Genomic DNA, 12,862 nt, shown 5'->3' on the forward strand with positions numbered 1-12,862 from the left:
CGTTTCGTCTCGCTCCGGCTGCGCCGGTGCTCGCTCGACGACCCCGGGGGTGCTTCAGTCGTCGAGCAGAGCCGCGGCGAACATGGGGCGGGCGGCGTCCGCGCTGGGCGGGTGGAACAGTCCCGCCGCCGCGTCGCGGTACAGCCGGCTCAGTTCATGGCCGTTGTCGAAGCCGGATCCGCTCGTGCACATGAGCGCGGCCTCGGCGGCGCGGCGGGCGGCCGTCGACGCGTTCAGGCGGGCGCTCACCAGGAGCAGCGGCCAGCGCGCGCCATGGTCGAGCAGCTCGTCGAAGTCGCGGCAGTAGGCCTCGAGCTGCGCCGGCACCGCCAGATAGTCGAGGTGCGCATCGGCGAGCCGGGTGCGCGACTCGGGGACCTCCGCGTAGGTCGCTCCGGCCTTGGCGGACCGTCGCTTCTTCAGGCCCGCCGCTCCCAGGTCGAGTGCGCGGCGGGCCACGCCGGCGTAGACGGATCCGATGAGCAGCTGGAATTTGCTCGTGATCGCGAAGGTGAGCAGGTCCGGCACCCGTCCCACGGCGATGCGCCGGTTCACCCGCTCGGGTCGCATGCGCACATCGGTCAGGATCGTCGCGCGGCTCTGCGAGGCCCGCATGCCCATCACGTCCCACTGGTCGGACACCGTGATGCCTTCCGCGCCGCGCTCGAGGAAGCCGTAGACGAGCATCGGGTTCTCCGGATCCGTGTCGTCCCGGCCGTGCGTGATGAGCCGGGTCCAGACGGGGGAGAGCGACGTGAAGATCTTGACGCCGCTGAGGATGTAGCCGCCATCGGGCTGTGGAACGGCCGCCGTCTTCGAGTCCTGCATGACCCAGTCGTTGGACGGCTCGCTGATCCCGAACGCGAAGATCTCGCCGGCCATCGCCTCGGTGAACACGCCGTCGAGGGAGTGATCGCCGCGGTCGGCCAGGGCCTTCGCGACACCGGTGCACATGAGGTGCATGTTGACCGCGAGCGCCGTCGCCGGGGCGGCCGTCGCGAGGCGCTGCTGCAGGTGCGAGACCTCGTCCAGGCTCAGCCCAGGGCCTCCGTGCGCCTCGGGGACGAACAGCAGCAGGTATCCGCGCTCGGTCAGCTCGGCGAGATCCTCGTCGAAGAACCGGTTCTCGAGGTCGTACACGGCGGCGCGCTCGCGGAACCGCTCCAGGAGCTCATCCGGCAGGTACTGCTCGGCGAGCTCGGCGTGGCGGGTGAGACGGTCGGTCATCGTGCCTCCTGGGCTTCGTGTACAGGCGGGTGCAAGGGTACGGGTGGCGGCACGGGTGCGGTTCCTGTCCCGGACCCCTGCCGTTTCGGGGCGCGATCGTGCGTTTTGGGGCGCGTGGCACCCTGCCGCGACGGCGTAGCGCGCCCCAAAACGTGAGAATGCGCCCCAAAACGGGCGGGCGCGGCCAGCACACTGGGCGCGGCCAACACCACGGCGGGCACGGTGGGCACAACCATCACGGCCGCTCCAGCACGACGGCGCCGTTGTGGCCGCCGAAGCCGAAAGAGGGGGACAGGACGCGGCGGATCCGTCCGGCGTGGCGCGCCGCGCCGCGCACGATGTCCCAGTCCGCGAACTCGGGGTCGTCGAGGTTGATCGTGGGCGGGATCAGGCCGGTCTGCAGTGTGCGGATCGCGAGGACGGCTTCGACGGCGCCGGACGCGCCGAGCAGGTGCCCCGTGCTCGACTTGGTCGCGGTGATCGGGATCTGTCGGGCACGTGCGCCGAACACGGCCTCGAGCGCCGCGAGCTCTGCCGCGTCGCCGGCCGGAGTGCCCGTGCCGTGGGCGTTGACGTGGTCTATGCCGTGTGCGGCATGCGGATCCAGCACGGCGTCGGCGAGTGCCGCGGCGACGGCCTGCGCGGCGCCGAGACCCTGCGGATGCGGGGCCGTGGGATGGTGCGCGTCGCTCGACTCGCCGAATCCGGCGAGCACGGCGAGCGGCTCGGCCCGGCGGTCGCGGGCGACGTCCTCGGCCTCGAGCAGCAGGGCTGCGGCGCCCTGGGACATCACGAAGCCGCGGCGCCCGCGGTCGAAAGGGCGGCTGGCTGCGGTGGGGTCCGATTCGTACCCGCTGGCGAGCGCACGCAGATTGGCGTTGGCAGCGAGGTTGACCGGATTCAGGCAGTCCTCCATGCCGACCACGAGCACGGCGTCGGCGTACCCGTGCCGGATGCGGCGCAGCCCGTCGCCGAGCGCGATCGCGCTGGACGCGCATGTCGCGGTGATCCCGTGCGCCGCGCCGCGGGCGCCGTATCGCTCGCTGAGCAGCGCCGCTGCGGCATCAGGAGCCCCGTGCACGACCACGCTCAGCGGCACGCCGCGAGGACCGCGGGCGTCGAGGGCGCGGGTGGCGGCCTGCATCGCGTCCACCGGTCCGGATCCGGTCGCCGCGAGGACCGCCGTGCGGGCCGGGTCCCAGGGGAGCGCAGCACCGGCGCGCAACGCGGCGGGGCTGACGCCGGCGTGGTCCAGGGCCTGATCCGCCGCGGCGATCGCCCAGAGCTGGAGCGGGCTCAGGCGCCGGGCGAGCGGCGGGGCCACGATCCCGGTCGCGTCGAATCCGCGGATCCTGCCGCCGATCCGCACGGCCAGATCCCGGAACTCCGGTTCGTCGAGGGCGGTGACGGCGCTGCGCCCCGCGACGACGGCATCCCAGAGGGAGGGGACGTCGAGTCCGCTCGGAGTGATCGCGCCCAGCCCGGTGACGACGACGCGCCGTGCGTCCCCGCTCACAGCCGGATCCCTTCGCCCTGCTCGATGAGCGCGCTCGTCGCCGGGCGTCGGATCTTGCCTCCGGCCGTGCGCGGGATCCGATCGAGCAGGTACCAGCGCCGTGGCACGAACTGCGGGGCCAGCCGCTCGCGCGCCCAGGCCTGGAGGTCGGCCTTGGTCGGGGTGTCGCTCACCGCGTGAGGAGGAGAACTCGCGTTCGGGAGGGCACCGGGCGCGGATCCATCCTCCCGAGCGAGAGAACTCCTCCCGAGCGGGCGCGGAGCCTCGATCACGAGCGCGACGACACTGCCGAGCCGCGGATCGGGCAGCGCCACGGCGCACACGGTACCGAGCCCTGGCATCGCATCGAACGCGCGCTCCACCTCGGGCAGTGAGACCTTGTGCCCGCCGGTCGCGACGATGTCGCCGGCACGCCCCGCGAGCTGGAGCCGGCCGTGCACCCCGCGCCCCATGTCGTGCACGGTCGCCCAGCCGTCGGATCCGCGCAGCACGGCGTCGGTCGTCGCCGCGAGGTAGCCGTCGGAGCAGGCCGCGGCCCGGATCCAGAGGGTGCCGAGCTCGCCGTCGGGCACGACGTGGCCCTCGTCGTCTCGGATCTCGGCGCCGATGCCGTCGTAGACGTCCAGCAGCGTGCCGTCGCCGCCACGGCTGTCGCCGATGAACCCGATCTCCGCGGCGCCGTAGTAGCTGATCAGGCGCACGTGCGGCAGCGCCGCGGCGAGGCCGTCGCGGAGCGCTGCGGGCAGGTTCGCGCCGCCGGTGACCACGAGGTCCAGCCCGGCGAAGGCGTGCGGGTCGCGCCGTGCGCCATCGATGAGCACCTGCACCACGGCCGGCACGGCGACGATCCGGGTGATCCCCTCGGCCGCGACGCGTTGCGCCAGGCCTGCAGCATCGAACCGGTCGGCGAGGTGCGCGCCTCCGCCGGTGGCGAGGCACTCGATGACGGCGTACAGCGTGAGGCTGTACGACAGCGGCCCCGGGGCCAGGGTCTCGACGCCGGGCCGCGGTTCGAGGTGCGCGCTCGAGACGGCGACGTTCTCGCGGTACTGGCGTCGGGTCTTCAGGAAGGCCTTCGGATCGCTCGTGGTGCCGGAGGAGAACAGCAGCAGGAACGCCTCGTCGGCCTCGCGCACCGTGGGCGGATCCGCGGGCGCCGCTGTCGCCTCCCGATCGCGGAACTCCGACAGTGAGAGAACGGTGCCGGTCCATCCGGCGTCGCGGAGTGCGGGTGCGAGTGCGGGGTCGTCGCCGATGACGAGCCCGATCCCGGCCGCGACCACGACGTGCACGCGGTGGGAGAGCGGCCAGTTCGGGTCGATCGTGGCGGACACGGCGCGATAGCCGGCGAGTCCTGCGACGATCCGGGCGGCGTGGAAGGCGCTCGACGTGCTGACGGCGGTGATCGGGATCCCGCGGGTCTCCGGCGCCGGAGGCGGTGGGGCGTCCTGTGCACGATGTGCGGCATCGACGACGGCGAACACGCGACGCGAGTCCTCCACGAGCCCGGCGTAGTCCAGGGCGCCTTCAGGGCCGACGATCGCCGGCTGCGAGGGCTCGTGTGCGGCGGTGAAGAGCACGGTCCTGGTGATCGGCATTCCCCGCCCTTCCCGTGACGCATGCGCGCCGGGGTGCGGCCCGGCTCGGCCGATCCAGTCTATGACCGGCCGCGGTCGGCGGGTCGGTCAGGCCTCGGGCGCCCCGTCGTGCAGCAGGGCGACCGCAGACGCCAGGGTGTCGCCGTCGGGGATCCGGCCTTCGGGGCTCAGCAGCCAGAGGATCCCGAGGCCCTGAGACAGCACGAACTCCAGCTGTGCCAGCGCGAGCGCCTGCTCGGGGGTCAGATCGGGGTATGCGGCGGTGAGACCCTCTGCGACGCCGCGGTAGCCCTCATCGACGGCGGCCTGCATGCGGGTCAGCGCCGCCGGATCGCGCATCATGCGCACGGCGTTCTCCATGCTGGCCAGCAGGGTCTCCCGGTTCGCGGCGAACACCTCGGGCATGCCGTTCCACAGCGCGGCGAATCCGGCGAGGCGGGGGAGGTCCTTGGCCTCCAGGATCACGGCCTCCATGCCGTCGCCGATCCCGGTGCCCAGCGTCTCCAGGAGCGCCTCGGTGACGAGCTGGTCCTTCGAGCCGAAGTGGTAGCCGATCGCCGCGAGGCTGACGCCGGCCTCCGTGGCGATGTCGCGGGCGGTGGCGTTCGCGACGCCGCGCTCGACGATGACACGGCGGGCGCCGGCGAGCAGATCCTCACGATTTCCCATGACGACATCCTAGGCGTGTCTTAGACGCTTGTACTAGACATGCGTCTTAGAAGCATGTAGACATTCGTCTTAGACAAACGTCTAATATTTGAATCGAGGAGAACGCCATGTCCGCACCCCATGTCCTCATCTCCGGCGCCGGCATCGCCGGGATCGCCACGGCGCTGCAGCTCGTCCGCGGCGGGATCCGCACGACGGTCGTCGAGCGGGCGCCGGAAGCCCGCCCGGGTGGGCAGGCCGTCGACCTGCGCGGAGCGAGCCGTGAGGCCGCCGAGCGGATGGGCCTGATGCCCGCGATCCGCGCGCATCAGCTGCACGAGCAGGGGATGCTGTACGTCGACGGCCGAGGATGCCCCTACGGGCGCATGCCGGTCGAGCTGTTCGACGGGCGCGGTGCGGTGGCCGACGTGGAGATCGCACGCGGGGATCTGAACCGGGTCCTCCTGGATGCGCTCGCCGAGGCGGCGCTGCAGGCCCCGGGTCTGCTGTCCCTGCGGTACGGCGACCGCATCGATGCCCTTGCCCAGGATGCGGTGGGCGTCGAGGTCCGCTTCGCCTCGGGCGCCTCGGAGCGCTTCGACGTCGTGCTCGGCGCCGACGGTGTGCACTCGGCGACGCGGCGCCTGGCGTTCGGGCCGGAGGGGCGGTTCGCCACGCGCCTCGGCGGCTACGCGGCGTTCTTCACGATGCCGACTCCGGCAGGGATCGAGGACGGCTGGTTCTCGATGCGGATCGTGCCGGGCGCGATGCTGGGGATCCGTCCGGACCGGGATCCGGCGACGTCGAAGGCGATGCTCACGCTGCGCGTGGATCACGACCCCGCGCTGCGCGGCGACCGGGCGGCGCAGGAGGTGCTCATCCGTCGCGTGCTGACCGGTGCCGGCTGGCAGGCCCCGGCCGTGCTCGCCGCGATGGGCGGGGCGGAGGACTTCTACTTCGACGAGCTGGCGCGCGTGGACGTGCCGGAGGTCGCGAAGGGGCGTGTGGCGCTCGTGGGCGATGCCGGCTACTGCGGATCGCCGCTCAGCGGGATGGGCACGGCGATGGCGCTCGTCGGCGCGTACGTGCTCGCCGGCGAACTGGTTGGCGCCGGTGCGGAGGAGGCTCCGGCCGCGCTCGCGCGCTACGCGCGGCGGATCGAGCCGTTCATCGCCGACGGCAAGAAGATCCCGTTCGGCAGTCTCGAGCGCGCCGTGCCGACCTCGTGGACGGGCGCGGTGCTGGGCGCGCTCACGACCCGTGTGATGCTCTCCCGGCCGCTGCGCCCGCTGATGAGGCGCGCCTTCGCGGAGAACGCCACCGACGCGCTGCCGCTGCCGCTGCCCGCGTCGGACGCAGTGCTGGCCGTCGAGTGACAGTGGCGGTGATGGCGAGACCCCGCGCCGCTGACGACCGCCGCGGATCCTGACTCGCTCAGGCGCCGGCGGTGCCGTGGTAGCGCATCAGTGCGGGCACGCTGAGCGCCATCACGGCCAGGAACACCAGCAGCAGGCTCGCGCTGATCACCGTGGTGGCGGCGATGCCGATCCCCTGCGCGGCGGCGCCGATGGCCAGGGCCGCAACGGGCTGCGCGCCGATCGCCAGCTCCTGCAGCCCCATGGCACGGCCCTGCAGCGCCGGCGGCGTGGAGGCGAGCATGAGCGTGTTCTGCAGTACGCCGAAGACCGACGAGACGAGCCCGGCCAGCGTGAACACCGCGGCGGCCAGGGGCGTGGTGGGCGCGAGCGCGAACAGGATCCAGCACACCGACATCCCGGCGATCCCGCACACGAACACGGCGCCCTTCCACGGGAAGTCGCCGAGCGCGGCGATCACGAGCGAACCGACGATGCCGCCCAGTCCGAACGCCGTCAGGAGCAGGCCGAGTCCCGCCGCATCGAGCTGCATGCTGTGCGCGAACACCGGCATGAAGCCCTGGTGGACCGACCAGATGAGGAAGTTCGTGGCGACGGTGATGAGCAGCACGGCCAGCACCACGCGCAGGCGCGCGATCGCGAGGAACCCCTCGCCCAGCATCCGCCAGATCGAGGAGTGCGGCACCTCGGGCTGCCGGTAGCCGCTGCTGACATCGCGGAGCGCGATCAAGGAGAGCACGAACCACAGGGAGCCGATCCACAGCGCGGCCGCCGTGCCGAATGCACTCACCAGCAACCCGCCGATCGCGGGTCCGAGCATGAGGGTCGTATTCATCGCCAGCGCGTTCAGCGCGTTCGCGTTGCTGAGCTGTTCCGCCGGAACCTTGCCGGCGACCAACGCGGCTCGTGCCGGCTGAGAGGGGGAGTGCGCGAGTCCGAGCAGCAGGCCGCCTGCGGTGAGCACGCCGAACGACCCGAGCCCCGCCGTGGTGAGCGCCGCGAGGCCGACGGCCGCGACGATGGCGACGCCGCAGGCGAGCATGAGCAGCCGCCGGCGATCCATCCGGTCCGAGATCGCGCCGGAGAGGGGGCCGAGCAGCAGGGGAAGCAGGCGCACCGTGGTGAATGCGGCGACGAGGATCTCGGATCCGGTCTGCTCGAACACCATCCAGCCGAGGATGAAGGTGAGCGTCCACATCCCTCCGAAGAAGGTGACGTTCGAGAGCAGGAGCGCCGAGAACTCGCGGTTGCCGTGCAGAGAAGAGAACGGGCGGAGCAACGCGGCGGCGAGCCGGTTCGGGCGGGCGTCGGGGCGCTCCTCGATGGCCATCCGGTCTCCTGATCGTACGCGGGCGGGCGCGATCCGGACAGGGCGCGCAATTGGTATACCATTCTATGCCCTGCCGAGCGGGACCGGGAACGCGTCCGCCCCGCCGGGAACGGTCCCGGCGGGGCGGACGCGACGGCGTCGGCTCAGCCGGCCGCGTACACCTCGCGCCCCGCGAACCACGTCGCGAGCACGCGGGCGTCGATGATGGCGTCGGCGGGCCCGGCGATCGCGTCGCGGTCGAGCACCACGAAGTCGGCGGACTTGCCCACCTCCAGGGATCCGGTCTCTGCGCCGAGGCCCATCGCGACGGCGGCGTTGCGGGTGAAGACCTGCAGCGCCTCCTCCGCGGTGATCGCCTGCTCGGGCCAGAGGGTGCCGGGCGCGCGGCGCAGCGGATCCGCCCGGGTGACGAGACCCTGGATCCCCTCGAGCGGGTTCGGCGACTCGCTTACGGGCCAGTCGGATCCGCCGGCGACCAGCGCGCCGGCGTCGATGAGGGCACGGTTCGGCTGAGAGTGCTCCGCGCGCTCGCCGAGCACCTCGGTGAGCATCTGCGGGATGACGCCGGGGAACCAGATGAACGGCGAGATGTCCGCCACGACGTCGAGCGCCGCGAGGCGGGGGATGTCCGTGTCGGCGAGGAACTGCCCGTGCGCGATCTGGATCGGCGTGGTGAAGCCTTCGGCGCGCAGCCGTTCGGCGACGTCCAGTACGAGCCGGGCGGATCCGTCTCCGGTGCAGTGCACCTTGGCGCCGAGGCCGCGCTCGGCGACCTGCCGCAGCCAGCCGTGGAGCTCGTCGAACGTCATCGTGGTCTCGCCGTGGAAGTGCGCGCCGTGCACGGCGTCGGCGACATACGGCTCCAGGAACGAGGCGGTGCGTGCGGGCGGCACCCCGTCGAGGAAGATCTTCACGAAATCGGGGCGGTGGTGCGCGGTGCGGAACTCCTCGCCGCGTGCGATGAGGGCGGATCCGACGGGGTCGAAGCCGAAGATCTCGTCGTTGACGAGCAGGGACGACACCACCCAGGCGTTCAGTTCCCCGTCGCCGTCGAGGTCGGCGAGGGCGCCGAGGATGTCGGTGGAGACGCCGGCGTCCTGGAAGGCGGTGATGCCGTAGCTGTTCGCGAGATGCACACCGTGCGCGGACGCGGCGCGGTGCTGGGCGGCGCTCAGCCCGCCGGAGCGGTCGTACGCCTCCTGCACCGGGATGCCGGCCGCCTCGAGAAGCACGCCTGTGGGGGTGCCGTCCTCGGCGTCGAGGATCGTGACACCGCCGGCCGGGATCGATCCGGGCCCGATGCCGGCGAGTTCGAGGGCACGGGAGCTCGCCCAGCGGTTGTGCCGGGAGTCCTCCGCGATCACGACGGGGCGTCCGCCCGCCGCCTGGTCCAGACGCAGGCGCACGGCCGTGCTCTGCAGCGACGGCAGCAGGGTCGAGGCGACGACGCCGCCGATGATCCACGCGTCCTCCGGAAGCGTGGCGGCCTTCTCGCGCACCCGGTCGAGGATCTCGTCCAGCGTGAGGGACGGCGGCAGGGTGAGCTCGAACAGCTCGGTGCGCCCGGCGAGAGCGTGGTGGTTGTGCACGTCGGCGAAGCCGGGGTAGACCGCGGCCCCGCCGAGCTCGAGCACCCTGGTGCCGTCGCCGCGCAGGGCGTCGACCTCGGCACGCGTGCCGATCGCGGCGATGCGGCCGTCGCGCACGGCGAAGGCTTCGGCGGCCGGATGCGCAGCATCGAGGGTGCGGATGACGTCGGCGACGACGATGAGCTCGGCGGGGGCGGTCGTCATGTCAGGCCGTCGCCTTCTCGGCGGCGTCCTGTGCGCCGAAGTTCGCCGGCTCGAGCTCCGGCGCGTGGTGGGTCACCGAGATGAGGCGGCCCCAGGCGCCGAACGTGAAGTGCGTGGGCACCTCGCCGGTCTCGTCGAGACCGAACAGCACGCCGTGCGAGCGGATCTTGGTGACGTCGCGGTGGTCGGCGATCGTGACCGACGCGCACGGGATGACCTTCTCCCGCCAGGCGAACACGTAGATGCCGGGGCGGACCTCCCACACGCTGTTCTCGTCGGTGTCGGCGAGCCCGCGCTCGGGGCCGGCCAGGCACTGCCAGCTGTACCAGCGCTCGGACAGGTACACGTGCTCGTAGGCGTGCTCGGTGCTGTAGACCCATTCCACGCGGCGCCCGATCAGCGCGGTCGTCGGGTGCGGCTCCGCTCCGGTCGGCTCGGCGCCGTCGATCGTCGCGGTGCCGAAGTGGTGCACCACACGGGTGCGGCCGGGCTCGAGCGCCGGCAGGATCTCGCTGATGATCGACAGCACGCGCCCTGCGCGCAGGTCGATCACGAGGGAGACCGCCTCGTTCGGCAGGTAGCGGTGATGGAACTGCACGTAGAACAGATCCTCGTCGACCTCGATCGCCTCGTACGCGTCGGTGTCGGTGGCGGCCGCCGTCGGGTCGCCCTCGCCGGGCGTGTAGGTCCAGGTGACCTCGTCGTCGGCGAAGCGGTGCGCGATGCGCGTGCCGTTGGGGGCGGTGAGGTCGATCTGGCGGCCGGACAGGGCGGTGGTGTGCGGCGCCTTGTTGGCGTCGAATCCGGGGGCCAGGCCGTCCAGCGGCAGCCAGGTCGAGGTGTCGGCGGGGTTCATGGTGGTCATGATGCTCCTTGGTGGGTGGTGTGAGGCGGGTCCGGTGGCGATCAGCGCGTGCTGAACTGCTCGAGGTCGGCGGCAAGGCCGTCGTAGACGGCGGGCCTGCTGCGCTTCAGGTACTGCGCGTAGACGATGCCCCCGATCACGGCGAGCACCAGCAGCAGCGGCAGCAGGTTGATCCAGAGCTCCTCGGATCCGGCGACGATGTTGAAGTTGAAGATCGCGAGGACCGAGATCGCTGCGATGCCGAGGAAGCCGATCCCCGGGGCGATGAAGGTGCTCCACCAGCGGGTGTCATGCTGTCGACGGAAGTACACGACGATCGACAGGGCGGCGAGGCCCTGCAGGATCAGCACGCTGAGTGTGCCGAAGCCGAGCATGGCCGGCACGACCTGCACGATCGGATCCGCACCGGCGACGAAGAAGATCACGGCGACGATCGCCGAGAAGCCGGCCTGCACGATGCCGGCGATCGCCGGCGACCCTCCGGCGCGGGTGCGGGCGAGCGCACGGGGCAGGATGCGGGCGCGGCCGAGCGCGTACAGGTATCGGCTCGCGGAGTTGTGGAAGGCGAGCATCGCGGCGAACAGGCTGACCAGCAACAGGATCATCATGACCGTGGTGAGCGGGCCGCCGAGGTACTGCTGCGCCAGCATGAAGATCAGGTCACCCGTGGGCAGGTGCTTGACCGCGACGGCCTGCGCGTCCGGCACGCCGATCGCGCTGACGACCGCCCAGGTCGTGACGCCGAGGATGACGCCGATCGCGATGATCGCGGTGTAGGTGGCGCGCGGGATCGTGCGCAGCGGCTGCTTGGCCTCCTCGCTGAACAGCGCCGTCGCCTCGAAGCCGAGGAAGCCGGTCGCCGCGAGCAGCATGCCGATCGGGAGCGAGCCGGAGAACACCCATTCCGGGCTGAACGCGGCGAAGGAGAACCCCTTCTGCACGAACACCGACACGTCGAAGACGAGCAGCATCGTCGTCTCGAGCACGAGGCACACGCCGAGCACCTTGGAGGAGAAGTCGACGCCGATGCGCGCGAGCACGAAGCACACGGCGATCGAGAGCAGGCCCCAGAGGATCCAGCTCATGTCGAAGCCCGTGAGCTCCTTGATGATCGACTGCATGAAGAAGCCGCTGGTGCCGATCGTCCCGACCACGAAGAAGTTGTAGCCGAGGGTGGCGATGAGGCCGGCGATCAGCCCGCCGGTGCGTCCGAGGCCCTTCACGACGAAGGCGTAGAAGCCGCCGGCGTTCACGAGCTGCTTGGACATCTGCGCGTATCCGACGGCGAACAGCAGCAGGATCGCGGCGACGAGGAAGAAGGACATCGGCGCGCCGCCGCCGTTGCCCAGCGCGATCGCGAGGGAGGCGACGACGACGATGCCCGTGAGCGGGGCGACGGCGGCGAGGACCAGGAAGACGATCCCGGCGACGCCGAGAGCTCCCTGCCGCAGGGCGGTGTGGGTCTGTTGGGTTTGTTCAGCGGTCACGTCGGCTCCTTCGCTCGGTGACGGCGCGTTCTTCCGGCCTGGGCGGGCGGGCGCAGCGCGGACGTTGTGCTGCGGGAAGACGGGCATTATCGGACTCTGCCGAGTCTGCCCCTCCCCGGCGCGGCGGGCTTGCCCATGAGTGAAGGACGATGGTGTCAGCGTGCACAGCCGTCGCACGCCCCCTCGATCCGGCTTCGTCGACGGAGCAGGATGGCGGAACGGAGCCGGTCGGTCTGGCCGGCCCCGCACCACGGAGGGAGCGGCGATGGAGCTGCAGCTGCAGGGGAGGACCGCGCTGGTCACCGGTGCCGCCGGAGGGATCGGGCGAGCGGTCGCTCAGGCGCTCGCCGCCGAGGGCGTGCGGGTCGCGCTGCTGGACCGCTCCGCCGCCGGACTCGCGGAGACCGCGGCGTCCTGTTCCGGCTCCGTGCCCCTCATCGCCGACGTCACGGACGAGGTCGCAGTCGGCGCGGCCGTCGCCGAAGCCGTCTCGGTGTTCGGGGTGCTGCACACGGTGGTGTGCTGTGCCGGGATCTCGGGCCCCGTCGGGTCCGGCATCGACGAGACCTCCCTCGCCGAGTGGCAGGCCGTCTTCGCCGTCAACGTGACCGGTGCGTTCCTCGTGCTGCGGGCCGCGTTGCCCGCGCTGCGTGCGGCACCCGCCGCCTCGGTCGTGCTGGTGGCGAGCGACTCCGCCTTCGTGGCATCGCCCGGCATGGCGCCGTACTGCGCGTCGAAGGCCGCCCTCGTCCAGTTCGGGCGGGCGCTCAGCGTCGATCTCGCAGGCGATGACGTGCGGGTGACGACGGTGTCGCCGTCGATCGTGGACACCCCGATGAGCCGCGGCGACCTCGGCGACGAGGCGTTCGCCGCCCCTGCCTTCCCCGTGCAGACCGCCGAGGAGATCGCCGTGCACGTCGTGTACCTCGCCTCTCCGCGCGCCCGCGCGGTGAACGGGTCCGGCATCCTCAGCGACTTCGGCTACAGCGCCCGCTCCGGGTTCCCGGCCTGACCTCGCCTGC

10 protein-coding genes are annotated in these 12,862 nt (G+C 72.0%); 2 read left to right on the top strand and 8 right to left on the bottom strand.

Annotation, left to right across the window (positions count from 1 at the left end; all coding sequences use genetic code 11):
• Positions 1-54 precede the first annotated feature (54 nt).
• From LXM50_RS16425 to LXM50_RS16440, 4 genes are all read right to left on the bottom strand, one after another.
• Positions 55-1,227: an acyl-CoA dehydrogenase family protein gene (locus LXM50_RS16425; protein WP_233312550.1), complete on the bottom strand. Its 1,173-nt coding sequence runs from the start codon at positions 1,225-1,227 to the stop codon at positions 55-57.
• A 235-nt stretch (positions 1,228-1,462) separates the two neighbouring features.
• Entirely contained in the window at positions 1,463-2,743 is a 1,281-nt protein-coding gene (locus tag LXM50_RS16430) for a beta-ketoacyl synthase (RefSeq protein ID WP_233312551.1), read from the bottom strand.
• Positions 2,740-4,341 (bottom strand): class I adenylate-forming enzyme family protein, encoded by a 1,602-nt coding sequence (locus LXM50_RS16435; protein ID WP_233312552.1) that lies wholly within the window; start codon positions 4,339-4,341, stop codon positions 2,740-2,742. Before LXM50_RS16435 ends, LXM50_RS16430 begins: the two co-directional genes overlap by 4 nt.
• Before the next feature lie 87 nt (positions 4,342-4,428).
• Entirely contained in the window at positions 4,429-5,010 is a 582-nt protein-coding gene (locus LXM50_RS16440; RefSeq protein ID WP_233312553.1) for a TetR/AcrR family transcriptional regulator, read from the bottom strand.
• Positions 5,011-5,117: 107 nt separating this feature from the next.
• Between LXM50_RS16440 and LXM50_RS16445 the strand changes: the two genes are divergently transcribed.
• Positions 5,118-6,365, top strand: a complete 1,248-nt coding sequence (locus LXM50_RS16445) for an FAD-dependent monooxygenase (protein WP_233312554.1) — start codon at positions 5,118-5,120, stop codon at positions 6,363-6,365.
• A 58-nt stretch (positions 6,366-6,423) separates the two neighbouring features.
• Here the strand turns inward: LXM50_RS16445 and LXM50_RS16450 are convergent, their stop codons facing one another.
• The 4 genes from LXM50_RS16450 to LXM50_RS16465 all read right to left on the bottom strand — a co-directional run bounded on the left by LXM50_RS16450 (position 6,424) and on the right by LXM50_RS16465 (position 11,840).
• Entirely contained in the window at positions 6,424-7,695 is a 1,272-nt protein-coding gene (locus LXM50_RS16450; RefSeq protein ID WP_233312555.1) for an MFS transporter, read from the bottom strand.
• A gap of 143 nt (positions 7,696-7,838) precedes the next feature.
• Positions 7,839-9,488 carry an amidohydrolase gene (locus LXM50_RS16455; RefSeq protein WP_233312556.1) on the bottom strand — a complete coding sequence of 550 codons (1,650 nt, stop codon included), beginning with the start codon at positions 9,486-9,488 and terminating at the stop codon, positions 7,839-7,841.
• A 1-nt stretch (position 9,489) separates the two neighbouring features.
• Entirely contained in the window at positions 9,490-10,353 is an 864-nt protein-coding gene (locus tag LXM50_RS16460; protein WP_233312557.1) for a MoaF C-terminal domain-containing protein, read from the bottom strand.
• A gap of 41 nt (positions 10,354-10,394) precedes the next feature.
• A complete protein-coding gene (locus LXM50_RS16465; protein WP_233312558.1) occupies positions 10,395-11,840 on the bottom strand; it encodes an APC family permease in 1,446 nt (481 codons plus the stop codon).
• 265 nt (positions 11,841-12,105) lie between these two features.
• On the opposite strand from LXM50_RS16465, the gene LXM50_RS16470 reads away from it, so the two are divergent.
• Positions 12,106-12,852, top strand: a complete 747-nt coding sequence (locus LXM50_RS16470; protein ID WP_233312559.1) for an SDR family NAD(P)-dependent oxidoreductase — start codon at positions 12,106-12,108, stop codon at positions 12,850-12,852.
• Positions 12,853-12,862 lie beyond the last annotated feature (10 nt).

Origin of the sequence: Microbacterium sp. Au-Mic1 (genome assembly GCF_021341785.1) — a bacterium.
Lineage (GTDB): Bacteria > Actinomycetota > Actinomycetes > Actinomycetales > Microbacteriaceae > Microbacterium.